General features: G+C 72.3%; 23 protein-coding genes. 15 read left to right on the forward strand and 8 right to left on the reverse strand.

From position 1 onward, the window contains the following. The first annotated feature begins 106 nt into the window (after nucleotides 1-106). The 3 genes from AB0B63_RS24135 to AB0B63_RS24145 all read left to right on the forward strand — a co-directional run bounded on the left by AB0B63_RS24135 (nucleotide 107) and on the right by AB0B63_RS24145 (nucleotide 2,874). Nucleotides 107-796 carry a response regulator transcription factor gene (locus AB0B63_RS24135; protein WP_357022454.1) on the forward strand — a complete coding sequence of 230 codons (690 nt, stop codon included), beginning with the start codon at nucleotides 107-109 and terminating at the stop codon, nucleotides 794-796. 70 nt (nucleotides 797-866) lie between these two features. Further along, a complete protein-coding gene (locus tag AB0B63_RS24140) occupies nucleotides 867-2,291 on the forward strand; it encodes a DUF234 domain-containing protein (RefSeq protein WP_244253157.1) in 1,425 nt (474 codons plus the stop codon). Nucleotides 2,292-2,436: 145 nt separating this feature from the next. Continuing rightward, nucleotides 2,437-2,874, forward strand: a complete 438-nt coding sequence (locus AB0B63_RS24145) for a hypothetical protein (RefSeq protein WP_357022458.1) — start codon at nucleotides 2,437-2,439, stop codon at nucleotides 2,872-2,874. Nucleotides 2,875-2,966: 92 nt separating this feature from the next. Here the strand turns inward: AB0B63_RS24145 and AB0B63_RS24150 are convergent, their stop codons facing one another. Continuing rightward, on the reverse strand, nucleotides 2,967-3,746 hold the full coding sequence (locus tag AB0B63_RS24150) for a D-Ala-D-Ala carboxypeptidase family metallohydrolase (RefSeq protein WP_307799676.1): 780 nt from the start codon (nucleotides 3,744-3,746) through the stop codon (nucleotides 2,967-2,969). A gap of 312 nt (nucleotides 3,747-4,058) precedes the next feature. On the opposite strand from AB0B63_RS24150, the gene AB0B63_RS24155 reads away from it, so the two are divergent. Then, nucleotides 4,059-4,700, forward strand: coding sequence for a hypothetical protein (locus AB0B63_RS24155; protein ID WP_357022499.1), 642 nt, complete (start codon nucleotides 4,059-4,061; stop codon nucleotides 4,698-4,700). Nucleotides 4,701-4,743: 43 nt separating this feature from the next. After that, nucleotides 4,744-5,208 (forward strand): PPOX class F420-dependent oxidoreductase, encoded by a 465-nt coding sequence (locus tag AB0B63_RS24160; protein WP_357022461.1) that lies wholly within the window; start codon nucleotides 4,744-4,746, stop codon nucleotides 5,206-5,208. A 47-nt stretch (nucleotides 5,209-5,255) separates the two neighbouring features. Here the strand turns inward: AB0B63_RS24160 and AB0B63_RS24165 are convergent, their stop codons facing one another. Further along, a complete protein-coding gene (locus tag AB0B63_RS24165; protein ID WP_357022464.1) occupies nucleotides 5,256-6,488 on the reverse strand; it encodes a serine hydrolase domain-containing protein in 1,233 nt (410 codons plus the stop codon). A gap of 77 nt (nucleotides 6,489-6,565) precedes the next feature. Between AB0B63_RS24165 and AB0B63_RS24170 the strand changes: the two genes are divergently transcribed. The 3 genes from AB0B63_RS24170 (at nucleotide 6,566) to AB0B63_RS24180 (ending at nucleotide 8,790) form a co-directional block, all read left to right on the forward strand. Further along, a complete protein-coding gene (locus tag AB0B63_RS24170) occupies nucleotides 6,566-7,159 on the forward strand; it encodes a pentapeptide repeat-containing protein (protein WP_357022468.1) in 594 nt (197 codons plus the stop codon). A gap of 221 nt (nucleotides 7,160-7,380) precedes the next feature. Then, nucleotides 7,381-8,277, forward strand: coding sequence for a hypothetical protein (locus AB0B63_RS24175; protein ID WP_357022471.1), 897 nt, complete (start codon nucleotides 7,381-7,383; stop codon nucleotides 8,275-8,277). A gap of 75 nt (nucleotides 8,278-8,352) precedes the next feature. Beyond that, a complete protein-coding gene (locus AB0B63_RS24180) occupies nucleotides 8,353-8,790 on the forward strand; it encodes a nitroreductase family deazaflavin-dependent oxidoreductase (RefSeq protein ID WP_208569599.1) in 438 nt (145 codons plus the stop codon). A gap of 162 nt (nucleotides 8,791-8,952) precedes the next feature. On the opposite strand, the gene AB0B63_RS24185 is transcribed toward AB0B63_RS24180, so the two are convergent. Then, nucleotides 8,953-9,678 (reverse strand): aquaporin, encoded by a 726-nt coding sequence (locus AB0B63_RS24185; protein ID WP_208569598.1) that lies wholly within the window; start codon nucleotides 9,676-9,678, stop codon nucleotides 8,953-8,955. A gap of 238 nt (nucleotides 9,679-9,916) precedes the next feature. Here AB0B63_RS24185 and AB0B63_RS24190 point away from each other — a divergent pair, with 238 nt between their 5' ends. Then, nucleotides 9,917-10,198, forward strand: a complete 282-nt coding sequence (locus AB0B63_RS24190; protein WP_208569597.1) for an iron-sulfur cluster biosynthesis family protein — start codon at nucleotides 9,917-9,919, stop codon at nucleotides 10,196-10,198. Nucleotides 10,199-10,203: 5 nt separating this feature from the next. Here the strand turns inward: AB0B63_RS24190 and AB0B63_RS24195 are convergent, their stop codons facing one another. Then, nucleotides 10,204-11,298, reverse strand: a complete 1,095-nt coding sequence (locus AB0B63_RS24195; protein WP_357022475.1) for a beta family protein — start codon at nucleotides 11,296-11,298, stop codon at nucleotides 10,204-10,206. A 202-nt stretch (nucleotides 11,299-11,500) separates the two neighbouring features. Between AB0B63_RS24195 and AB0B63_RS24200 the strand changes: the two genes are divergently transcribed. Next, entirely contained in the window at nucleotides 11,501-12,877 is a 1,377-nt protein-coding gene (locus tag AB0B63_RS24200; protein WP_357022478.1) for a cellulose binding domain-containing protein, read from the forward strand. Between the two features lie 115 nt (nucleotides 12,878-12,992). Here the strand turns inward: AB0B63_RS24200 and AB0B63_RS24205 are convergent, their stop codons facing one another. Then, the gene (locus AB0B63_RS24205) at nucleotides 12,993-13,688 is read right to left on the reverse strand and encodes a response regulator transcription factor (RefSeq protein ID WP_208569594.1); all 696 of its coding nucleotides are present in this window, start codon (nucleotides 13,686-13,688) and stop codon (nucleotides 12,993-12,995) included. 253 nt (nucleotides 13,689-13,941) lie between these two features. Here AB0B63_RS24205 and AB0B63_RS24210 point away from each other — a divergent pair, with 253 nt between their 5' ends. Both AB0B63_RS24210 and AB0B63_RS24215 read left to right on the forward strand, forming a co-directional pair. Further along, entirely contained in the window at nucleotides 13,942-14,349 is a 408-nt protein-coding gene (locus AB0B63_RS24210; protein ID WP_357022481.1) for a hypothetical protein, read from the forward strand. Between the two features lie 237 nt (nucleotides 14,350-14,586). Next, the gene (locus tag AB0B63_RS24215) at nucleotides 14,587-14,979 is read left to right on the forward strand and encodes a cupin domain-containing protein (protein WP_219467678.1); all 393 of its coding nucleotides are present in this window, start codon (nucleotides 14,587-14,589) and stop codon (nucleotides 14,977-14,979) included. 195 nt (nucleotides 14,980-15,174) lie between these two features. Here the strand turns inward: AB0B63_RS24215 and AB0B63_RS24220 are convergent, their stop codons facing one another. Continuing rightward, nucleotides 15,175-16,362, reverse strand: coding sequence for a threonine synthase (locus tag AB0B63_RS24220; protein ID WP_357022484.1), 1,188 nt, complete (start codon nucleotides 16,360-16,362; stop codon nucleotides 15,175-15,177). Between the two features lie 116 nt (nucleotides 16,363-16,478). On the opposite strand from AB0B63_RS24220, the gene AB0B63_RS24225 reads away from it, so the two are divergent. After that, on the forward strand, nucleotides 16,479-17,261 hold the full coding sequence (locus AB0B63_RS24225; RefSeq protein ID WP_208569591.1) for an aldo/keto reductase: 783 nt from the start codon (nucleotides 16,479-16,481) through the stop codon (nucleotides 17,259-17,261). 66 nt (nucleotides 17,262-17,327) lie between these two features. On the opposite strand, the gene AB0B63_RS24230 is transcribed toward AB0B63_RS24225, so the two are convergent. Both AB0B63_RS24230 and AB0B63_RS24235 read right to left on the reverse strand, forming a co-directional pair. After that, nucleotides 17,328-18,455, reverse strand: a complete 1,128-nt coding sequence (locus AB0B63_RS24230; protein WP_208570979.1) for a cellulose binding domain-containing protein — start codon at nucleotides 18,453-18,455, stop codon at nucleotides 17,328-17,330. Nucleotides 18,456-18,610: 155 nt separating this feature from the next. Further along, nucleotides 18,611-19,390 carry an IclR family transcriptional regulator gene (locus AB0B63_RS24235; protein ID WP_208570980.1) on the reverse strand — a complete coding sequence of 260 codons (780 nt, stop codon included), beginning with the start codon at nucleotides 19,388-19,390 and terminating at the stop codon, nucleotides 18,611-18,613. A gap of 194 nt (nucleotides 19,391-19,584) precedes the next feature. Here AB0B63_RS24235 and AB0B63_RS24240 point away from each other — a divergent pair, with 194 nt between their 5' ends. Then, nucleotides 19,585-20,691: an FAD-dependent monooxygenase gene (locus tag AB0B63_RS24240; protein ID WP_208570981.1), complete on the forward strand. Its 1,107-nt coding sequence runs from the start codon at nucleotides 19,585-19,587 to the stop codon at nucleotides 20,689-20,691. Nucleotides 20,692-20,828: 137 nt separating this feature from the next. Further along, nucleotides 20,829-22,586: a cytochrome c oxidase subunit I gene (ctaD, locus tag AB0B63_RS24245; protein WP_357022490.1), complete on the forward strand. Its 1,758-nt coding sequence runs from the start codon at nucleotides 20,829-20,831 to the stop codon at nucleotides 22,584-22,586. The last annotated feature ends 414 nt before the right edge of the window (nucleotides 22,587-23,000 follow it).

Raw genomic sequence — 23,000 nt, forward strand, 5'->3', positions numbered from 1 at the left:
TTGCCGTGGTCGTCCCGGCCTGTCCGGTCGTCCTGGCCTGTCCGGTCGTCCCGGTGGGCACGGGCCGCCCGGTCGGGACTGCCGAGCGGGTGGCCGGTGGTGTCCGGTGACCGGCCTGCCGGACGGCGGCGACGGCCCGGTGCGGGTGTTGATCGTCGACGACGACGCGCTGGTCCGCGCCGGGCTGTCGATGATCCTCGGCGGGGTGCCGGACGTCCGGGTGGTCGGCGAGGCGGCCGACGGCGACGAGGTGCCCGCCGCCGTCGCCGCGTGCGCGCCCGACGTGGTGCTGATGGACATCCGGATGCCCCGGGTGGACGGGCTGGCCGCCACGGAGGCGCTGCGGGCGCTGCCGCACCCGCCGGAGGTGCTGGTGCTGACCACCTTCGACGCCGACGAGCAGGTGCTCCGGGCGTTGCGGGCGGGCGCGGGCGGTTTCCTGCTCAAGGACACCCCACCCGCCGAGATCGTCCGGGCGGTGCGGCGGGTGGCGGCCGGTGAGGCGACCCTGTCGCCGACGGTGACCCGCCAGCTGATCAGCCACCTGACCATCGGGTCGACGCCGGGAGCGGACCCGCGCCGGGACCGGGCGCTGCGGCTGCTGGCCGGGCTCACCGAGCGGGAACGGGAGGTCGCGGTGGCGCTCGGCCACGGCCGGAGCAACGCGGAGATCTCGGCGGAGCTGTTCATGAGCGTGGCGACGGTGAAGGCGTACGTGTCGCGGCTGCTGACCAAGCTGGCGCTCAACAACCGGGTCCAGGTGGCGCTGCTGGTGCACGACGCGGGCCTGGCCTGACGATCTGAAGCACTCAGATTTGATACCCTCATTTTTGGTGGTATCAAATCTGAACGCATCGGAGCGGGCTATGCACGGCTTCGTCGGGCGGGACCGGGAACTCGCCCTGCTCGACGGCATGCTGGCCAAGGTCGTCCGGGGCGGGCGGGCCGGCCGCCCCGGACGTGCGCTGCTGATGCGGGGGCGTCGTCGGGTCGGTAAGTCCCGGTTGGTCGAGGAGTTCGTCGACCGGGCCGGGATTCCCCACCTGTTCTTCACCGCATCCGCCCAGCCCACCGTGGCTGCCGATCTTGCCCTGTTCGTCGAGGCCGTGGTCGGGTCCAGCCTGCCCGGCGCGCAACTCTTCGCCGCCCAGCGCCCGAGCACCTGGGACGCCGCGCTCACCCTGCTGGCCGCCGCGTTGCCGACGGACCGGCCGGCCGTGGTGGTCCTCGACGAGCTGCCCTACCTGATCGCCACGGATCCCGGGTTGGAAGGCACCCTGCAGAAGGTGTTCGACCGGGAGTTGTCACGGCTACCGGTGCTGTTGATCGGCATTGGCTCCGACCTGGCGATGATGGAGGCGCTGAACGACTACGGGCGGCCCTTCCACCAGCGGGCGACGGAGCTGGTCGTGCCGCCGCTGAGCCCCACCGACGTCCGGGACATGCTCGGGGCGGCCCCCGCCGACGCCTTCGATGCCTATCTCGTCTCCGGCGGCCTACCGCTGATCCTCGACGAGTGGCCCGCCGGGGCCGGCCTCGCCGACTATCTCGCCGACGCGGTCACCGACCCGACCTCCGCCCTTCTGGTCAGTGCGGAACGGGCGCTGGCCGCCGAGTTTCCGACCCAGTCGCAGGCCGGTCTGGTGCTGCGGGCCATCGGTTCCGGTGAGCGCACCTTCTCCCTGATCGCGCGGGCTGCCGGTGACCTGCCCCAGGCCTCGCTCAGCCGCGCGCTGCGGTTGCTGGCCGACAAGCGCATCGTCGAGGTGGCCACCCCGCTGTCCATCCGCCCCTCCCGGGAGACCCGGTACACCGTCGCCGACCCGTACCTGCGCTTCTGGCTGACCTTCCTCGGCCCGTACCTGCCCGAGATCGAGCGCGGGCGGGGCGATCTCACCCTGGCCAGGATCCGCGCCTCCTGGACGTCCTGGCGGGGACGGGCGATCGAACCGGTGGTACGGGAGGCGGTGCGGCGACTGCCGGCCGGCTACCTGCCGGAGGACACCGGCGTGGTGGGCGGCTACTGGACCCGGTCCAACGACCCGGAGATCGACCTGGTCGGGGCGGACCGTGGCCCGGTCGCCCGGCGGATCACCGTCGTCGGCTCGGTGAAGTGGCTGGAGAACCGGCCCTTCGACGGGCACGATCTGGGTCGGCTCACCCTGCACCGGTCCCGGCTGCCCGGTGCCGACGAACAGGTGGCGCTGCTGGCGGTCGCCCGGGCCGGTGCGGTGGTGGACGGTGTGCAGGTGTTGACGCCGGAGGATCTGCTCACCGCCTGGGGGGATTGAACCGACGCCGGTCACCGCCCGTACCACTGCGCGAGGATGCGTTGCGGCGATTCAGCCGCAACTGCTGCCGAGCTGCGGGAGGCCTGCCGTGCGAGTTGGTGAGCAGTCGACGGACCCCATCGATCAGGTTCTGGGTGAGGTGCCGGTGCCCGTCTCGTTGACACCCGAGGACGTCCGGCTCGCGGTACGGGCGGTCGTGGTGCATGCCGCCGAGGAGTGGCCCAACGGGCCGCTGTGCCGCAACGACGGGTCGTCGTACCCGTGCCGGTTGCACCGTTGGGGACGACGGGTGCTGGAGAACCACGGGTTGAACGATCGTCAGATCGACGCGCTGATCCGGCACGGAAATCCGTTCGTGCACGTGCCCTTCCCGTTCACCTACACCACGCCCCGGCCCGGGACGGCACCGGCGCGGACCGCCCCGGCGGCGACCGGCTATCCGGCCCGTGGCCAGGTCGGCCGGCCCGGGACACCCGGGGCGCGGCCGTCCGCTGCGGGGATGCGGCCCGCGGTGCGTGGCGGCGTGCCGGGACGGCCGGCGACACCCCCCGCCGCCGCGCCGCGCTGGCCCCGGGCGAGCTGAGCGGTCAGGCCCGGCCGACGCCTCCGGTACCCCGATGCCGGTCCGGCCCCGATGATCCCGTGGGGCCGGGCCGGCATCGGCTGCCGCGCGGGTCAGCGGCTGACGCCACAGTCGGGCGCCGCCCAGCTGGTGCGGTTGGTCGACGTGTCGCGGTTGTTCTCCCGCCGGGAGTCGACGTGGACGTGGTCGTCGTGGCCGGCGTACCCGGGGCCGTAGATGCCGCTGAACCCGTGGTCACGGGAGGCGCGGGCCACCTCGCACAGTGACCTGCTCCCCGAGGTCAGGTCGGCGGCGTTGCCGTAGAGGTGCTGGCTGTCCGAGGCCCCGCCGACCTGCTTGTTGCAGCGGGAGTCGCGGAAGCCGCTGGTGACGTTGAGCGGCTTGTCACCCAGGCTGCGCCGCAGCGCCTCCAGTTTCCACATGGTGCGCACCGCGGTGGCCTTGGTGTCGGTGGCGGAGAGCGGGCCGCCGCTCCACCCGCCCTTGCCGCAGCCGTCGTCCAGCTCCCGGTAGCTGAAGTGGGCCGGCGTGCAGTCGTTGTCCTGGAGCTGGTAGAGCTTGGTGAAGGTCTGCTTGCCGGCGATGCCGTCGCTGCGCAGCCCGTACGCGCTCTGGAAGCGCTTGACCGCGGCGGCGGTCTCGGGGCCGAAGTCCCCGTCGATCCGGACGATTCCCCCTCGTCCCGCCCAACCGGCGACCCGGATCTGCAACTGGCGGACGTCGTCCCCGGAGCGACCCTGGTAGAGGTCGCGTTTCCAGGTGTAGCAGCCGTCGGCGTGGGCCGCTGGCGCGGCGGCCACCGTGGCGATCGCGGCTCCCGGCAGAGCCAGGGCGAACGCGACGAGTGCCCGCTTCACAGTGTTCTGGCGCACAGAAGTCCTCCCGATTGGAAGTGATTGGGGTGGTGAACAGGGCATCGCCCGGGACGTCCTGCGACCTCCACCCTGACAGCTGGCGAGCTGATTCGTGGTGATAAAGGAGAATTGTCCTCACGATTAGCGATACCTGGGTATTGCCTGTGAAATGCGGGGAATGGTAATTCGGTCAGGCCGTACCGACCGGGGACGGATTTCGCCACCAAGGCGAAGCCTGTCGAAACTGACCAGTCGGGCACCGAGGGCGATAGGGGTTCGTGACCGGGACCCGGTAACGTCGTCCCGGCCGGCGAGGTCGGGGAGGTGCACGTGGCGCGGGGCGGGGTCTTCTGTGTCGAGGGGCAGTGGCATCGCGACCTCAACGAGCGCGGCTCCGTGCTGCCCACCCTCGAACTGCTCGAACGCCTCGGCCGCATCCGCTACATCCACAAGGACGCCGCCACCCGCGACGAGCTGTTCTACTTCCTCGACCGCTGGCTGCTCAAGCAGTACGCCGATCACCGGGTCGGTTTCTTCGCCATGCACGGTGAGCCCAGCCGGCTCTGCCTCACCGACTGGGATTCCGTCGAGCTGTCCGATGTCGCCGAGCGGATGGCCGGCCGGGGTGAGGGCCGGCGGCTCTACTTCGGCAGCTGCTCGGTGCTGCGCGCCTCCGACGCCACGCTGCGCGACTTCCTCGACGTCACCGGCGCGGCCCTGATCTGCGGCTTCACCCGCGAGGTCGACTGGGTCGAGTCGGCCGCCTTCGAGACGGTGCTGCTCGACGTGCTCGCCAACGGCCAACGGCACAACGCCGCCGAGCTGCGGATGGGCTCGGCGCACTGGGCGCCGCTCGCGGCGTACCTCGGCTTCCGAGTCATCTATGCCAACGGCCGAGCCTGGCGGCCCACCGTCCGTCCCCGGGTCCCCGCCCAGCCGGCGGGGGGTCGGGTCACCGGTCGCCCCGGCTGACGCCACCGGGGCCACCGGGGGGCGGACCTGGTAGAACCGGGGGATGGCACGCAGCATCGCAACGAACACCCGGGTCGACCGGGACGCCCTGATCGAATTCGTCCGCCCCCGCCACCGGGTCCTGCTGATGACCACCCGGGCCGACGGCCGGCCGCAGTCCTCCCCGGTCGCCTGCGGGGTCGACGCCGCCGGGCGACTGGTCATCTCCAGCTACCCGCAGCGCGCCAAGGTCGCCAACATCCGCCGGGACCCGCGGGTCTCCGCCTGCGTGCTCTCCGACGACTGGGACGGCCCCTGGGTGCAGGTCGACGGCACGGCCGAGGTGCTCGACCTGCCCGACGCGCTGGACCCGCTGGTGGAGTACTTCCGCAGCATCTCCGGCGAGCACCCGGACTGGGACGAGTACCGGACGGCCATGGTGGCGCAGGGCAAGTCGCTGATCCGGGTCACCATCGGAAGCTGGGGCCCGATCGCCACCGGCGGCTTCCCGGCCAGCCTCGCCGACTGACCCCGCCGGCCCCGGGCCGGCACCGCCGTCGCCCGGCCCGGCGCGGCTCAGCCGACCAGGGCGGCGTAGACGAGCTGGCGCAGCTGGGAGCGCAACGGGTAGGTGCTCGACGGCATCAGCTGGGTGAACAGCAGGGCGGTGATCTCCTCGGCCGGGTCGACCCAGAACGCGGTGCTGGCCAGCCCACCCCAGTAGTACTCGCCGACGCTGCTCGGCACCTTGGCCGGGACCGGGTCCTGCACCACGGCGAAGCCCAGGCCGAAACCGATGCCGTCGAGCACCGTCTCGGCGAACCCCTGCGGCTGCAACGACGCCAGGTCACCGCCGCCGGGCAGGTGGTTGCGGGTCATGTAACGCACCGTGCGGGGCCCGAGCAGTCGTACGCCGTCCAGCTCGCCGCCGCGCAGCAGCAGCTGGGTGAACCGGTGGTAGTCGGCGGCGGTGGAGACCAGCCCGCCCCCGCCGGAGAAGCACTCCGGGCGGGTCAGCGCGGCGGCACCGAGCTGGTCGGCGCGGACCGCCCGGCCGGTGCCCGGGTGCGGGGTGTAGAGGGCGGCGAGCCGTTTGGCGTCGGCCGGGTCGACCCAGAACCGGGTGTCCGTCATGCCCAGCGGGGTGAGGACCCGCTCGGTGAGGAAGTCGGCCAGGCTCTGCCCGGAGAGCACCTCGATGAGCCGGCCGAGCACGTCGGTGGAGACCCCGTAGTTCCAGCCGGTGCCGGGCTGGAACAGCAGCGGCAGCTGCGCCATCCCGGTGCTCGCCCCGGCCAGGTCCAGCCCCGGCGGGACGCCGAGGTCGTAGCCGGCGGCCCGGTAGAGCGCGTCGACCACCGAGGTCTGCGCGAAGCCGTAGGTGAGCCCGGCGGTGTGGGTGAGCAGGTGCCACACCCGGATCGGCTCGACCGCCGGCACGGTGTACGGCTTGAGCGCCGAACCCCGGTCGAAGACCCGGACGTCGGCGAACTCCGGCAGCCAGCGGCTGATCGGGTCGGTCAGCTCGAACCGGCCCTCCTCCCACAGCATCATCGCCGCGACCGAGGTGATCGGCTTGGTCATCGAGTAGATCCGCCAGATGGTGTCCGGCTCGACCGGGCTGCCCGCCTCCACGTCGCGCAGCCCGTGGACCGAGGAGTGCGCCACCTCGCCGCGACGGGTGACGACGATCTGCCAACCGGCCAGCCGCCCGTCGTCGACGTACCGGCCGAAGTGTTCGTCGATGCGGGCCAGCCGGGCCGGGTCGAAGCCGGTACGGGCCGGGTCGGTGCTGGGTGCCACGCTCACCCGCCGAAACTACTAGCCGGTACGCGCCGGACGGAAGGTGCGGTGGTGGTGTCGGTGCTCGCACCTAGGGTGGGGTGGTGCCGCAGACCATCGAGGACGAGACGTTCCGCCATACCGACTGGTACGCCGAGGAGCTGGTCGACCGGCATTTCGTGCGGTGCGTCTTCACCGACGTCGACCTGACCGAGGCGGTCACCCGGGGCGCCTCGTTCACCGGGTGTGACTTCGGCGGGGTGTCGTTCAACTCCTCCCGGCACACCGACTCGGCCTTCGTCCGCTGCGGGTTCCGCCGGTGCAACCTGTTCGAGGCCGAGTTCACCGGTTGCAAGCTGGTCGGCAGCACGTTCGACCAGTGTGCGCTGCGTCCGTTGCGGGTGTCGGGCGGGGACTGGTCGTTCGTCGGGTTGCCCGGGGCCGACCTGCGGGGCGCGCAGTTCAGCGACGTCCGGATGCGGGAGGTCGACCTGTCCGGGGCGGACCTGACCGGCGCGACCCTGGCCCGGGTGGACCTCTCGGCGGCCCAGCTGCGCGCGGTGCGTCTCACCGGGGCCGATCTGCGGGGCAGCGACCTCACCGCGTTGGACCCGACGGCGGTCGAGCGGGCCGGCGCGGTGATCGACCCGGCCCAGGCGATGGTGCTGGCCGGGGCGCTGGGTTTCGAGATCCGCTGACGGCCCCCTATCGTTGATCTTCTGGCCATTTCGCGGCTGAGCTGGGGTTTCATATTAGGTAGGAAACTTTCCACGGCACGCACTTGGTAACAAACTGGAAACGCCCACCCGCTGGCATATGGCGCATGGCGGCCCTGGAATGAAAACGTGAGAACGCTCACGGCGCGACCGCACCCCCTCCCCGACCGGTCGCGGGCGTCGGGCTGGGGAGTGGGACACACGTGAACGACCAAGAGACCTGGCGGATCGGGCCGGGCCCGACGACGCGCATCGCCCAACGGCGGGAGGCCCGTCGCCGGCAACGCCGCCGCTGGGCGATCGGTTCGGTGGCCGGTCTGGCCTGCCTTGCGGTGCTGGTGACCTATCTGGGCCCGGACCCGGACCCGGCGGAGCCCGACCTGGTGCTGCCGGCCGGTGCGCCGACCCCGGCCGGTTATCCGACCGGGGCGACGGGGGTGGGCGTGTCGGGCGAGGCCGGGGTCGCCGCACCCGGCCTGCAGCCCCGGGAACGCACCCCGCCGCCGCCGAGCGAGCCGCCGACGCCGACGGCCACCCCGGCGGCGTCCCCGGCCGCGCCGACGCTGAGCGTCTCCCGGGCCGAGGTGCCCGCCGAGGTGGACCTGACCGCCCTGGGGGCCCGGGACTGGGTGCACTGGGGCCTCAACCGGCCGGAGACCCTGATCCGTAAGAACGGCGGCACCGGTGAGATCCGCGACGAGGGCGGCCGGGGCGCACGCGACCGGTACGACACCAATCCCGAGTTGTTCGGGTGGCGTGACGGTGCCGGGGTGCCGGCAGCCTCCGCCACCGCCACCGGTGTGTTCGTCTGCGGGGTCGGTAACGGGTTCGCGCTGGCCGTGACCGGCGACGGTGAACCGCGTACGGTGCACCTCTTCGCCGGGACCTGGATGGCCCAGGGTCGGTTGGACGTGCGGCTGTCCACCGGCGGCGCGACCCGCACGCTGCGGTTGGAGGACCCGCACACCACCCACACCGCCCAGTTCGTCATCCGGTACCGGGTGCCCCGGGGTGAACAGCTGCTGATCCGCTGGACCGTCGAGAAGACCTTCAACAGCAGTTGCGGCAACGTGAACCTCCAGGCGGCAGCGGTGCGTTGAGTCGTTCGCCCGCCTTTGGGGTTTATGTCGGGATAGCGTGGCCGGGTCGATGCCACGAGCTACCCGGAGGCGCAGATGTCGACCGACGAGCAGGTGCTGGACAGCCCCGAGGGCTGGGTCGCCGATCACATCCGGCGGTACGTCGCGACCGGCGGTGCCGAGGGGCACGAGTGGCAGCCGGGCGTCTACACGCTGCTGCTGACCACCCGGGGTCGGCGCAGCGGCAGGCTACGCCGCACGGCGCTCATCTACGGGCGGGACGGCGACGACTACCTGATCGTCGCCTCCCAGGGTGGTGCGCCCCAGCACCCCTCCTGGTATCTCAACCTGCTCGACGAACCCGACGCGCAGGTGCAGGTGGGCCCGGAGACGTTCGCCGTCCGGGCGCGGACCGCCGAGCCGGCGGAGCGGGCCCGGATGTGGCCGAGGATGACCGGCATCTGGCCGGCCTACAACGAATACCAGAGCAAGACCGACCGGGAGATCCCGGTGGTGGTGCTGCAACGGCGCTGACCGCCCGGGTGGCGTCCACCGGTCGGGCTCAGCCGGTCGGCTGACCCCGGTCGGGTGGCCCTGGTCGGGGTGGTCGTGGTCAGCTGACCCCGGTCGGGTGGCCCCGTTGGGGTGGCCCTGGTCGGGTGGCCCTGGCCGGGTGGCCCGGTGGGGTGGTCGGGGTCAGGTCGGGTCCGGCGCGGCCGGATCGGGCGCGTCGGGTTCGGCACGGAAGTGCCGGCTCGGCGCCACCAGCAGCGGGGCGGCCAGTGCGGCCAGCGCCCCACCGAGCAGCGGAAAGACGATGAACACCCACAGCTGCCGGAGCGCGGCACCGCCCTCGAACACGGCCGGACCGAACGACCGGGCCGGGTTGATCGAGGTGCCGTCCAGGGTGATTCCCACCAGCAGCACCGCCACCAGGGCCAGGCCGATCGCCAGACCGGCGAAGCCGGCGTGCTCGACCCGGCTCGTCACCACCAGCACCACCAGCACGAACAGGAACGTCAGGATGACCTCCAGCACCGCCGTGCCACCCCGGTTGATGTGCACCCCGTAACCGTTGGTGCCCAACGCTCCCGTCTGGTCCGCCACGCCACCCCAGCGGACCAGCCCCCAGATGACGAAGCCGGCCACCGTGGCCCCCACGAACTGCGCGATCCAGTACGCGACCGCGCCGACCACGGAGATCTTGCCGGAGAGCAGCACCCCCATCGTCACCGCCGGATTGAGGTGCGCGCCGGAGAGCGGGCCGATCGCGTACACCAACCCCACCAGCACGAACCCGAAGGCCAGCGCCACGGCCACCACGCCGCCCTGGAGTTGGGCGAAGACGGCGGTGCCCACCCCGGCGAGGACCAGCAGCAGGGTGCCGAGCAGTTCTGCGGCGTACCGTCGGGCAGCGTCCATGCGCTCAGGGTAGGAAAGATCAGGGGGCTGAGGAGCGGAAACGTGGATGTTCTGCGGATTCGCCGATAGCCGGCGCTCTATTTGACGAACCTCCGGGCGGCAGGCACCGTGGGTGGGGAGGGCAGCACGAAGACGCCCCGAATCACCCGGCGGGCACCGGTTCGCCGCAGGGAACCCGCACGTGTCGTCGCGCGACGTTCCGACCCTGATGATCCCGATGATCCCGAGGAGTCCCACCATGCTCACGATGACCGACAACGCCGTACTCGTGATCCGTGACCTCGCGGCCCAGCAGGACGTGGCCCAGGACGGCGGGCTGCGGATCGCCGCCGACACCGAGGCCGGTGCGCTCACCATCGAACTGGTGCCCGTGCCGGCGCAGGGCGATCAGGTCGTCGACACCGAGGGGGCCCGCATCTTCCTCGACCCCGACGCCGCCGAACTGCTCAACGACACCTCCGTGGACGCCTCCGTCGACGACGAGGGCGTGGTCCAGTTCGGCTTCACCGAGCAGGAGTGACCTGGTCAGCGGGCCCACCGGTGCTCCCCGCCGCGGTGCGGCCGGGTGAACCCGTCCCGGTCGTCGACGCCCGTCGGTGGGCCCCGACGACGCCCGTCGACCGGCCCGGTCAGCTCCGACAGCACGTGCGCCAGATGGTGTGACGTGCTCCATGCCGTCCAGTTCGCCGGTGACCCGGCCCCGGTGACCCGGCGGGCCCGCCGCAGCAACTCGTGGTCACCCCAGGAGAACCCCGCCCCGGCGGCCGGCCAGTGTGCGGCGGTGACCAGCGTGCGGCACAGGTCGGCGAACCGTTCGTCGCCCCGGCCACCCCGCCGCGACCAGCGGTAGATCCACCACCCGTCGTCGGTGGTGTACCGCACCGTCGGCAGCCGGTCGCCCGGCTCCACGTCGCCCGGCGGGGCGGGGACCACCCCGTAGTCGCCGTACCCGACGCCCAGGTCGGTCAGCCGACGCCAGAACAGCCAGTCCCAGCGGTCCACCCGGACCGGTTCGTCGGTGCGTAGCCGGGACAGCGACGGCGGCATCCCGCCGGCCGCCACGGTCACCGTGCGCCAGGCGTGCCGGCAGGCCCAGTCCACCACCCGGCGCACCCGGGGCTCGGCGACCCGCAGATCGGCGAGGCAGCACACGTCACCGGCGTCGACCAGCAGGTCACACTGCTCCGGGACCAGCCCGGTCCGCCGCCAGATCCGCTCCACCGCCGTCGTCGTGGCGTCCGGGCCGGCCCGGTCCCGGCCGATCCGCAGCCGGACCACCGCACCCCGGGCGTACGCCCGACAGGCCGCGCCGTGTGCCGCCAACCGCCGGTCGCCACAGGCCAACCCGACCACCGGCAGGACGGGCAGGTCCCACCGGGCCAGCTCGCCGGCCGGCCCGTCGGGCAGGGCGCAGACGTCGACGGCCGGCACCAGACCGGCGGGCAGCCGGCGCAGCAGATCGGGCAGGCCGGTATCGGTCGGGGACACGTCGAGGACCGGGGCGACCAGGGGAGCCGAGGCGCTGTCGAGATGACCCAGCGCCTCCAGCTCACCGCGTCTGCTGGTGAGGATGGGGCGGTAGACCGGTTCCGCCACCCGACCCCCGGGGGCGGGCACCATACCTCAATCTACCGGGCCGACCGGCCCTGCCACAGGGGTTGCCGGCAATCGTCCTGACGGATCGGCACCGTACCCGGGGCCCTCCACATCGGGCATTGACAGTGGCCGGTGCCGGTGGTGGCATGGGTGGGCGGTACGCCGGGCGTGGAAGGGCATCCGATCACCATGTCCCCGCTCCATCATGCCCGGAAGGCGTACCCCCATGACATCGTCGCGTCACCGTGCCGGCCTGCTCGCGGCGTTGACCGCCGTCGCGCTGCTGCTGGCCGTTCCGCTGCCCGCCCGTGCGCTCGCGGTGCCCGAGCCGAGCACCCCGGTCACCGGCAACGCCACCCACTTCGACGGCCTCGGTGCCCCGTACGGCGGCTGCGGCCTGCCCCAGGCGGAGCTGGACTCGCCGGACTTCGTCGCGCTCAACGCCTACGACCTGCCCGGCGACTACTCGTCGTACCCGCTGCGGCCGATCCCGGCCAGCCAGGCGGCGAAGATCGGGCTGTGGAACAACGGCCTCAACTGTGGTCGCTTCGTGCGGGTCACCATCGGCGACTACTGCACCGGCGTCAACGACGGCGCACCGGGTCAGCCGTTCTGCCGCAACGGTTCGTGGACCACGGACGCCTACAACGGGGCGACCCTGACCATGGTGGTGGCGGACAGTTGCGGCGACGGCAACGCCTGGTGCCGTGACGACCCCTACCACCTGGACCTCTCCACCGCCTCGCTCAACCGGTTCGTGCGCAACGGGACGCCGGTGGGGGACCTGAACCCCACTCACTGGAACAACCGGCACGTCTCCTGGTCGTTCGTGCCCGCGCCGGACTACTCCGGCGACATCAGGATCGGCTTCATGAAGGGCGCCCAGCGGTACTGGCCGGCGATCGCCGTCTCGCACCTGCCCAACGGCATCCACGGGGTGGAATACCTGGCCGGTGGGGTGTGGACGGCCGCCACGATGAACAGCGACATGGGACAGTCGTACGTGATCGGGGCGACCGCGTCCGGTGGCACCGACTTCCAGGTCCGGGTCCGCGACGCGGCCGGCACGCTGGTCAACAACGGTCGGGTCTACCGGTTCGCGCTGCCCGCCTCCTGCGGTGGGACGTGCTCGGCGGCGTACACCCGGGCCGACTACACCACCTCGGACGGGACGCCCCCGACCCCCACCGCGACGCCGACCGGCACCCCCACCGCGACGCCGACCGGCACCCCCACCGCGACGCCGACCGGCACCCCCACCGCGACGCCGACCGGCACGCCCACCGGCACGCCCGCGCCGGTGGCCGGTTGCTCGGCCGGATACCGGGTGACCGGCAACTGGTCGGGCGGCTTCCAGGCCGAGGTGACGGTGCGCAACGTCGGAAGCACCGCCATCACCGGCTGGACCACCGCGCTGACCTTCGCGGGGGCGCAGCAGATCGCCTCGTCCTGGAACGCCACGGTCAGTCAGTCCGGCCGGCAGGTCACCGCCATCAACGCCAACTACAACGGCAGCCTGCCCCCCGGCGCGACCACCACCTGGGGCCTGGTCGGCACCGGTGACAACCAGCCCCCGACGGTGCTGACCTGCGCCGTCCGCTGACCCACCGCCGAGCCGGTGTCCCGACCCCGGTCGGGGCACCGGCCGGTCGTCACCCTGCCGGGTGCGCCGGCAGCAGACCGGGACCTGCCGCCGCCGGGTGCGCCGCGCCGCCGGCTCACCGGTCGTCCCCCGGCGGGGCGAGCCGCACCCCGACCCCGCGCACGGTGTGCAGGTAGCGCGGCTGCTGGGCACTCTCCCCGAGCTTGCGGCGCAGCCAGGACAGGTGCACGTCGACGGTCTTGTCCGCCCCGCCGTAGGGGATCCGCCAGACCTCGGTGAGCAGCTCCCGTTTGGTCACCACCGCACCGGGCCGGCCGGCGAGGTGGTGCAGCAGGTCGAACTCGCGCGGAGTCAGCTCCACCGGTACGCCGTCCAGGGTGACCTGGCGGGCGCGTGGGTCGACGCGCAGCCCGCCGACCGCCAGCACGGCCTCGCCGTCGGGCCGGTCGGGGCCGCCCCGGCGCAGCACCGCCCGCACCCGGGCGTCGAGCTGCACGGCGGTGAACGGCTTGACGACGTAGTCGTCCGCCCCGGCGTCGAGCAGCCGGACGATCTCCCGCTCGTCGTCGCGGGCGGTGGCCACGATCACCGGTACGGCGCTGACCGCACGCAGCATCCGCAGCAGCTCGCCGCCGTCGAGGTCGGGCAGGCCGAGGTCGAGCACCACCAGATCGGGCCGGTCGTCGAGGGTGTGCCGCAGACCCTCCATCGCGGTCGACGCGGCGGCCACCGCGTGTCCCCGGTCGCGCAGCGCCCGGACCAGCGGGGTACGGATGGTCAGATCGTCCTCGACGAGCAGCAGTCGGGCCACCCCAGCAGGCTAGCCCCGGCCGCCGACCCGCCCGCCGGCCGGGCGCAGCTCCGCAGGCGGGCGCAGCTCGGCCGATGGGCGGAGTTTGAGCAGCTCAAGGCGGGTTTATGTCAGCTAATGGACATGCGGTCGACTGGTGGTAGCCGGCATGACCGACATATTTTCGAGGTACGGATCCGGTCGTACGGCACGGATCGTGGAGTCACCCCCCATCGCTCCCGGCCCGAGAAGGTGGCCGGCAGGCAGGAGCACCATGTCCAGCACCGGTTCCCGGCGTCGCCCGGCCACCCAACCCGTCCCCGGCCGCGACGACGTGGCCCTGGCCGACGCCCAACTGGTCAGTTACCGGCAGACCGGCATGCCCGCCTCGGCCCGGATGCTCTACGCCGTGGTGCACGCCAACGGGATCCTGGTCCGTGGTCTCGGCGCGGCCTCCGCCACCCGGCTCGCCCCCGGCATGTACCAGGTCGTCTTCGACCAGGACGTGAGCCGGGCCGGTTACGTGGGCACGATCGGGTTGGCCGGCAGCGCCGGGCTCGCACCGCCCGGTGGCATCAGCGTGGTGGGGCGGACCGGCATCCCCAACGGGGTGTTCGTCAAGACCTTCGCCATCGACGGCAGCGTCTCCGACCGTCCGTTCCACCTGGCGGTGTTGGCCTGAACGGGCGCACGGCGCCGTACGGCCCACCGGCCGTCCGTCGCCGCGCTCCGACCGTCTCCCACCATCGCAGCCATCCGGCGGTACGCCAGCGGGGACCTGGTTCGACCGGTGCGATCGCCGCGCCGGTCTGGAGTGCTCGTTGCCCGATCCGGCGACGGGCAAACCTGCCCGGGGCGGGGAATTCCATCATCTGCACGGCCCGGCGTGATCCGTCGTCGTTGCGGGTATGAGCGGAACATGGAGCATTTCACGATCGCGACGGTCGCCCAGAAGAGCCCAGACTTCCGCCGGGTGCTCTGGACCGGCGAGAAGACCCAGTTGGTGATCATGACCATCCCGCCGGGCGGCGAGATCGGCGAGGAGGTCCACGACGGGATCGACCAGATCCTGACCTTCGTCAGCGGCACCGGTGAGGCCCGGGTCGGCGGGGAGACGCGGGAGGTCGCCCAGGGTGACCTGGTGGTGGTGCCGGCCGGGACGAAGCACAACTTCGTCAACACCGGGCCCAACCCCCTGGTCCTCTACACCGTCTACGGCCCGCCGGAGCACGCCGACCAGGTGGTGCACCGGACCAAGGAGGAAGCCGACGCGGCGGAGGCCGCCGGCCAGGACGAGCCGCCGACGTCCTGACCCGGTGCCACCGCCGACCGGCGGAGCCGACCGACAGGGCCCCTGCCCACGCCCGGTGCGTGTGGCCGGGGCCCTCCGTCGTCGCCGAGATCCGGCAGGTCCGCTACTGCTCGCCGGCGGCGCCGACGCCACCGGCGTCCCGTGGGACATGCCGTCCGTGGGACGCGGATCGGCACCCGGGCGGGCGGCCGGCGGTCACCGCACGGCTACGCCGGAGACGTCGACCGTCTCCGGATACTTGAGCCCCGATCCGGTGTTCAGCACCACCACCCGCTCGTCGGCCCGGATCCAGCCACCGGCGCGCAGGTGGCGGGCGGCGGTCAGGCAGGCCGCCCCCTCCGGGCAGAGCAGCAACCCCTCCCGGGCGGCGAAGTCCCGCAGGTCGGCGAGGATCTCCGCGTCGTCCACGGCGACCGCCGTGCCGCTGCTCTCCCGCAGCGCGGTCAGGATCAGCTCGTCGCCCAGCGGGGCCGGCACGGTGATCCCGAACGCCACCGTGTGCGCGTCGACCCAGGGCCGGGCGCGGTCCTCCCCGGCGGCGAACGCCCGGACGATCGGCGCGCAGCCGGTGGACTGCACGGCCACCAACCGGGGCAGCTTGTCGCCCACCCAGCCCAGCTCCCGCAGCTCGTGCAGGGCCTTGTGGATGCCGATCAGGCCCACCCCGCCACCGGTCGGGTAGATGATCACGTCGGGCACCTGCCAGCCGAGCTGCTCGACGATCTCGTACCCCATCGTCTTCTTGCCCTCCAGCCGGTAGGGCTCGCGCAGTGTGCCGGCGTCGAAGACGGCCCCGTCGGCATCGGCCACCAGCTCGGCCACCCAGCGTCCGGCATCACCGATCAACCCGTCGACCAGGCGTAGGTCGGCACCGGCGGCCACGCACTCGCGGCGGCAGATGGCCGGGGCGTCCAACGGCATCACGATGGTCGCCGCCATCCCGGCCCGTGCCGCGTACGTCGCCCAGGCCGCCCCGGCGTTGCCGTTGGTGGGCATGGCGAGCCGTCGTACGCCCAGCTCCCGGGCGCGGCTCACCCCGACCGCCGCCCCCCGGGCCTTGAACGACCCGGTCGGGGTGAGTCCCTCGTCCTTGACGATCAGGTCGGCGATGCCGATCTCGTGGCCGTACGCCGGGGCGCGCAACAGCGGCGTCCACCCCTCACCCAGCGTGGTGACGTGCCGCTCGTCGGCCACCGGCAGCAGTTCCCGGTAACGCCACAGGTCGGCCGGGCGCAACCCGAACCGCTCCGGGGCCACCGCGGCGGCCACCGCGGCCAGGTCGTAGCGGGCCAGCAGTGGTGAGCCGCACGCGCAGAGGTTGGTGAGCCGGCCGGGGTCGTGCTCCCGACCGCAGCGGGGACATTCCAGGTGGGTCAGGTACACGATGCTCCTCGCCGTCGGCCCGGGTCGATGCTCGGCACACCGGCATTCTCCGGCAATCCGTCCGGGTTCGCCGGGGGCGCGGCATGTCCGCTCCGATGTCGGGTAGAACGGTCGGCATGGACCTCGACCAACCCACCGTCCTGCTCCCCGGCGACGTCCGGATGCCGCTGCTCGGTTTCGGCACCTGGCAGGCCACCGGCCAGGCCGGCTACGACGCGGTGCTGGCCGCGCTGGACGCCGGCTACCGGCACCTCGACACCGCCACCATGTACGGCAACGAGGAGGAGGTGGGTCGGGCGGTGCGGGAGAGCGGGTTACGCCGCGAGGACGTCTTCATCACCACCAAGCTGCCGCCGGACCGGGTCGGCCGGGAACGGGAGACGATCGAGGCGAGCCTGCGGGCGCTGGGCACCGACCACGTCGACCTGTGGCTGATCCACTGGCCGCCGTCGTCGCCGGCGGACAGCATCCCGGTCTGGCGCGAGCTGCTGGCCGCCCGGGACGCGGACCTCACCCGGGCGGTGGGGGTGAGCAACTACGCCACCGCCCAGCTCGACGAGCTGATCCAGGCCACCGAGGAGAACCCGGCGGTCAACCAGATCCGGTGGAGCCCGACGCTGTACGACCGGCAGCGGCACACCGAGCACCGGGACCGGGGGATCGTGCTGGAGGGCTACAGCCCGTTCAAGGCCAGCGACCTGGCCGACCCGGTGCTGACCCGGATCGCCGCCGCGCACGACGTCTCCCCGGCACAGGTGGTGCTGCGCTGGCACGTCGACCACGAGATCGTGGTGATCCCCAAGTCGGTGACCCCGGAGCGCATCCGCGCCAACGCCGACATCTGGAACTTCTCGCTGACCGCCGAGGAGATGCGCGACATCGACGCCCTGGGCGGTTGAGCCCGGACGGGGTGCGGGGGCGTGACCGGCCGGTCACGCCCCCGCGTGGTGGTGGGTGGTGTGGGGTCAGGCGCGGGCGCAGGCGGTGCCGTTGAGCGAGAAGCTGGTCGGCGCCGAGTACGTCCCGTTCAGCGAGCCCTGGTAGCCGAAGGTCGCGGTGCCACCGGGGGAGATGCTGCCGTTGTGCGCGGCGTTGCGGGCGGTCACCGTCGACCCGCTCTGGCTGACGGTGGCGTTCCACGAGCTGGTGACCTGCTGCCCGCTGGGCAGGTTGTAGGTCAGGGTCCAGCCGTTGATGGCGCCGGAGCCCCGGTTGGTGATCGTCACGTCGGCGGTGAACCCGTTGTTCCACGAGTTGGACGTGTACTTCACCGCGCAGCCGCCGCCGGTGGGCGGGGGCGTGGTCGGCGGGGCGGTGGTGGGCGGCGGGTTGCCGCCGGTGTTGACGGTCTGGGAGAAGTTGGTGACGGCGAGCCCGGCGCCGCCCTGCCACGGCTCGAAGCCGGCCTGGATGCTGGTCAGGTACCAGTCGTTGGTGATCGCCCCCCGGTTACGGGTGTCGGCGATGAAGTCCAGCACGTTGAAGCTCATGCCCTGGATCGCCGACGGCGCGACGTAGGAGATGACGTTGTTGCCGCCGTTGTTGCCGCGCCACACCTCCCAGCTGCGGCCCGCGATGTTGGTGTTGCCCACCGGGGAGCCGATCGGCTGGATGCTGCCCTGCCGGTTGAACCAGATCATGATCTCCATGGCGTTGACCCCGTCCCGCTTGGGCGACGGGTCGAGCCAGATGTCGTAGGCGGCGTCGTAGATCGCGCCACCCACGTAGTTGAAGGAGATGCTGCCGGGGGCGCTGCTGATCGACTTCACCTGGGCCGGCAGGTTGGTGCCCGGCGAGCAGTTGGTGTAGTGGCAGCCCACGAAGATCGACGGGTACGACACCGGTGCGCCGTTGGTCGGCGCGGAACCCTGCTGGCTGGTGATGTTGAAACCGCTGCCGGTGACGTTGATGCACTGCTGGGCGGTGGTGCCCCAGCGGTTGTTCTGGACCACGTACCGGCCGCCGATGACGGTGGAGCCGTACTGCTCACAGATCTGGGTGTCGGCGGAGGCGGTGCCGCCGACGGCGACGGCCACGATCGTGCCGACGGCCAGGAGGCCGGCGGCGGCGAGGGCCCGCAATGGACGCTTCATGATGCTCCTTGGCTGCGGCGCGGGGCGCCGGACCTTGTCTCGGATATGACCGGGAGCGCTCCCATGGTCCCTGTCACATTTACACACTTGAAACTGTTGCGCAACTGAACCGGTTAAGTTAACGGGCGATCTTGTCCACGTACGTGAACCGCGTCCTACCGGTTGGGCGCGAGCAGCGCGCGGGCCGTCCGGGCCTGGAGCGCCGCCTCCCGCAGCACCGCCGCCAGCCGGGTCCGCGCCTCCGGCCCCAGCCGGTCCACCGGCGCGGCCACCGAGATCGCGTCCACCGCCGGCTCCCGCAGCGGTACGGCCACCGCCACCGCCGCCAGCCCCGGGCTGCACTCCTCCCACTCCTCGGCCCAGCCCCGCCGCCGGACCGCCGCCAGCTCGGCCCGCAGCGCCTCCGGCGTGGTGACCGTCCGCCCGGTGGCCGCCGCCAGCGGCCACTGGAGCAACCGGTCGACCTCCTCGTCGGTCCGCGCGGCGAGCAACGCCTTGCCGGCCGCGGTGGCGTGCGCCGGCAGCCGACGCCCCACCGCGCAGACCGGCCGGACGATGTGCGCCGAGTCCCGCCGGGCCAGCAGCACCACCGAGCCGCGGTCCAGGCGGTAGAGCTGGACCGTCTCTCCGGAGCACCCGGCGAGCCGGTCCAGGGTCACGTCGTAGAGGGCGGCGGCGTCCGCGCCGGCCAGGAAGGCCGCCCCGACCTCCAGCGCCCGCAGGCCCACCGAGAACCGGGTGCCGGTCGGATCGGCGGCCACCCACTCGCGGTCCAACAGGGTCCGCAGGATGGCGTGCAGGCTGCTCTTGGGGATGCCCAGCGCCCGGCTCAGCTCCACCGGCGAGCGGGGGCCGGCAGGGGCGGCCAACGCCTCCAGCACGTCCAGCGCGCGGCCCGCCGACTTGACCGAGCGGTATGACTCGTCCGTCGTCACGCCGTCACTCTAGTGAGACGAACGACTTCCGGAACATGGGTATTCTTCAATCGAACGGCGTTCGACGGGCTGAACCACTTTCTGTCCAGTCCGGAGGGTGGCGATGGGTCTCACCGGCCCTGGTGTGCGCCGATCGCGCGGAGTAGTGTCTTGCCTTCACCGCGTACCGATCCCCTCCGGAGGCGTACACCACCATGCGTGGCTCCCCCCTGCGCATCCTCGTCGTCGGCGCGGGCATCGCCGGCCTGGCCGTCGCCCGGGCCCTGCGGCTGGCCGGCTTCCGGCCCGACGTCACCGAGAAGCTCCCGCCCAACGAGCTCGCCGACACCGGCCTCTACCTGCCCGGCAACGCCGCCCGCGCACTACGACGACTGGACCTCGACGGCCCGGTCCGCCCCCTTGGGCAGGTGATCCACCGCCAGCGCTTCCTCGACGCCGCCGGCGACCCGCTCTGCGAGGTGGACCTCGACACGCTCTGGGCCGAGGTGGGTGAGTGCCGGGCGCTGCCCCGCCGCGACCTCTACCAGGTGCTGCTCAGCGGGGCCGGGGGCGCGGTGCGGCACGGCGCCGAGGTGAGCACCGTGGAGCTGCTGCCCGCCGGGGTCGCGGTCACCTTCACCGACGGCACCGGCGGCGAGTACGACCTGGTGATCGGTGCCGACGGCCCCCGTTCGGCGGTCCGCTCCCTGGCCGCGCTCGGCGGTCCGCCCCGCCCCGCCGGCCAGGTGGTCTACCGGGGCGTGGTGCGCGACGGCCCCGACGTCGCCGACTGGACGGCGCTGCTCGGCCGGCGGGCCGGCTTCCTCGTGGTGCCGCTCGGCGCCGGCCGGCTCTACTGCTACGCCGACGAGGCCGGCACCGTCGCCCCGACCGACCCGGTCGCCCGGCTGCACGAACTCTTCGGCGGCTACGGCGGGCCGGTCCCGGCGGTGCTGGCCGCCTGGCGCGACGTGCAGGTCGGGCTCACCGACGAGGTCGAGCTGGGCCGCTGGCACCGGGGCCGGGTACTGCTGGTCGGCGACGCCGCGCACGCCACCGCACCCACCCTGTCCCAGGGGATCGCCATGGCGCTCGAGGACGCGGTGGTGCTCGCCGAGTCGCTCCGGGCCGCCGGCAGTGTCGAGGCGGCCCTGGTCGCGTACGAGAGCCGTCGTCGTCCGCGTACCCGATGGGTGCGGGACCGGACCCGGGACCGCAACCGCACCCGCGACGTGCCGCCGGCGCTGCGCGACCCGTTGCTGCGCGGGCGGGGCGGGCGGATCTTCGGTGAGCACTACCGGCTCCTGGTCGGCCCGCTGTAGGCCCGACGATAGGCCGGACATGGTGCCAGAGCACCCCGAGCGGTGCTGCCACCTACCGGGGACTAACATCCTTTCGGATGACGGCCCGCAGCTGACGACGCGTGCCGAGCGGGACAACCGAGAACCGGAGGCCATTCGTGACCACCGTCGCACCCAAGCCGGTCGTGACCCGGCCATGGCCGGTCCGAGAGCCGGTCAAGGGGTCGGCCATCGCGCGGCTGCTGCGCACCACGGACGCGAAGCAGATCGGGATCATGTACATGGTCACCGCGTTCGTGTTCTTCATGATCGGTGGCCTGATGGCCCTGGTCATGCGAGCCGAGTTGGCCCGACCGGGCATGCAGTTCCTGTCGCCGGAGCAGTACAACCAGCTGTTCACCATGCACGGCACGATCATGCTGCTGTTCTTCGCGACCCCGATCGTGTTCGCGTTCGCCAACTACGTCGTGCCGTTGCAGATCGGCGCCCCCGACGTCTCGTTTCCCCGGCTGAACGCCTTCGCCTACTGGCTGTACCTGTTCGGCGGCACGATGGCGACCGCCGGTTTCCTCACCCCGGGCGGCGCCGCCGACTTCGGGTGGACCGCCTACACCCCGCTGAGCAGCATCGAGCACTCGCCCGGCGTCGGCGCGAACATGTGGGTCGTCGGCCTGGCCATCTCGGGTCTGGGCACCATCCTCGGCGCGGTCAACCTGATCACCACGATCCTGACCCTGCGCGCCCCCGGCATGACCATGTTCCGGATGCCGATCTTCACGTGGAACATGCTGGTCACCAGCCTGCTGGCGATCCTGGTCTTCCCGCTGCTGGCCGCCGCGCTCTTCGCGCTGGCCGCGGACCGGCTGCTCGGCGCGCACGTCTACGACCCGGCCACCGGCGGCCCGATGCTGTGGCAACACCTCTTCTGGTTCTTCGGTCACCCCGAGGTGTACATCATCGCGCTGCCGTTCTTCGGCATCATCACCGAGATCATCCCGGTCTTCTCCCGCAAGCCGATCTTCGGTTACAAGGGTCTCGTCGCCGCCACCATCTCCATCGCCGCCCTGTCGATGAGCGTCTGGGCGCACCACATGTTCGCCACCGGCCAGGTGCTGCTGCCGTTCTTCAGCTTCCTCAGCTACCTGATCGCCGTACCGACCGGCATGAAGTTCTTCAACTGGATCGGCACCATGTGGCGGGGCCAGATCACCTTCGAGACGCCCATGCTGTTCGCCGTCGGCTTCCTGGTGACCTTCCTCTTCGGTGGTCTGACCGGGGTGCTGCTGGCCAGCCCGCCGCTCGACTTCCACCTGCACGACAACTACTTCGTCGTGGCGCACTTCCACTACGTGCTCTTCGGCACCATCGTGTTCGCCGTCTTCGGTGGCATCTACTTCTGGTTCCCCAAGATGTTCGGCCGGATGCTCGACGAGCGCCTGGGCAAGATTCACTTCTGGCTCACGATGATCGGCTTCCACACCACCTTCCTGGTGCAGCACTGGCTCGGCGCCGAGGGCATGCCCCGCCGGTACGCCGACTACCTGCCCGGCGACGGCTTCACCACGCTCAACATGATCTCCACGATCGGCGCGTTCATCACCGGTATCTCGACCCTGCCGTTCATCTGGAACTGCTGGAAGTCGTACAAGACCGGGCCGGTCGTCGAGGTGGACGACCCGTGGGGTCACGGCAACTCGCTGGAGTGGGCGACCAGCTCCCCGCCGCCGCTGCGTAACTTCGACCGGATGCCCCGGATCCGCTCCGAGCGCCCGGCGTTCGACGCGAAGTTCCCCGAGCTGGCCGCCGGCCAGAGCCTCGCCGGCCCGCCGGAGGGTGGTGCCAAGCCGCTGACCAGCGAGGTCAACGGCGGCGCCAGCTACCAGGAGGACACCGCCGGGAACCTCGACCAGCGCTGAGTCCGCACCGACACCGCCGACGGGCGTCGCACCCCACCCGGGTACGACGCCCGTCGGCGGTTCCGGGACCGGCCTGCCCGGTCACCCGGTGTTCGGCCCCGACGACATGGCGCGGACCGGGGCGGCTCACGTCTCGTCGAAGCCGCCGGCGACCGGAGGCGGTCGACGGTGACGTCCGGTTCCGGTGAGGTCCGGTTCCGGTGACGTCTGGTTCCGGTGACGACCGGTGACGACCGGGAAGTTACACCAGCTCCGAAAAGCGATATGCCACAGCGGCATAATTATGCCGCTGTGGCATATCGCTCCAGGGGGAATATGCTCCTGCCGCTGGGCCGCTGGGCCGCTGGGCCGCTGGGCCGCTGGGCCGCTGGGCCGCTGGGCCGCTGGGCCGCTGGGCCGCTGGGCCGCTGGGCC

The sequence above is a fragment of the Micromonospora sp. NPDC049081 genome (genome assembly GCF_040648835.1).
In the GTDB taxonomy this organism is placed as follows: domain Bacteria; phylum Actinomycetota; class Actinomycetes; order Mycobacteriales; family Micromonosporaceae; genus Micromonospora; species Micromonospora antibiotica.

Excerpts from the sequence above, each read along its gene's own strand:
- AB0B63_RS24190 (WP_208569597.1), top strand. The coding sequence starts at position 9,917 with ATGCTCACGATGACCGACAACGCCGTACTCGTGATCCGTGACCTCGCG.
- AB0B63_RS24185 (WP_208569598.1), bottom strand. The coding sequence starts at position 9,678 with ATGGACGCTGCCCGACGGTACGCCGCAGAACTGCTCGGCACCCTGCTG.
- AB0B63_RS24230 (WP_208570979.1), bottom strand. The coding sequence starts at position 18,455 with ATGAAGCGTCCATTGCGGGCCCTCGCCGCCGCCGGCCTCCTGGCCGTC.
- AB0B63_RS24215 (WP_219467678.1), top strand. The coding sequence starts at position 14,587 with ATGGAGCATTTCACGATCGCGACGGTCGCCCAGAAGAGCCCAGACTTC.
- AB0B63_RS24240 (WP_208570981.1), top strand. The coding sequence starts at position 19,585 with ATGCGTGGCTCCCCCCTGCGCATCCTCGTCGTCGGCGCGGGCATCGCC.
- AB0B63_RS24200 (WP_357022478.1), top strand. The coding sequence starts at position 11,501 with ATGACATCGTCGCGTCACCGTGCCGGCCTGCTCGCGGCGTTGACCGCC.
- AB0B63_RS24140 (WP_244253157.1), top strand. The coding sequence starts at position 867 with ATGCACGGCTTCGTCGGGCGGGACCGGGAACTCGCCCTGCTCGACGGC.
- AB0B63_RS24180 (WP_208569599.1), top strand. The coding sequence starts at position 8,353 with ATGTCGACCGACGAGCAGGTGCTGGACAGCCCCGAGGGCTGGGTCGCC.
- AB0B63_RS24160 (WP_357022461.1), top strand. The coding sequence starts at position 4,744 with ATGGCACGCAGCATCGCAACGAACACCCGGGTCGACCGGGACGCCCTG.
- AB0B63_RS24210 (WP_357022481.1), top strand. The coding sequence starts at position 13,942 with ATGTCCAGCACCGGTTCCCGGCGTCGCCCGGCCACCCAACCCGTCCCC.
- AB0B63_RS24195 (WP_357022475.1), bottom strand. The coding sequence starts at position 11,298 with ATGGTGCCCGCCCCCGGGGGTCGGGTGGCGGAACCGGTCTACCGCCCC.
- AB0B63_RS24225 (WP_208569591.1), top strand. The coding sequence starts at position 16,479 with ATGGACCTCGACCAACCCACCGTCCTGCTCCCCGGCGACGTCCGGATG.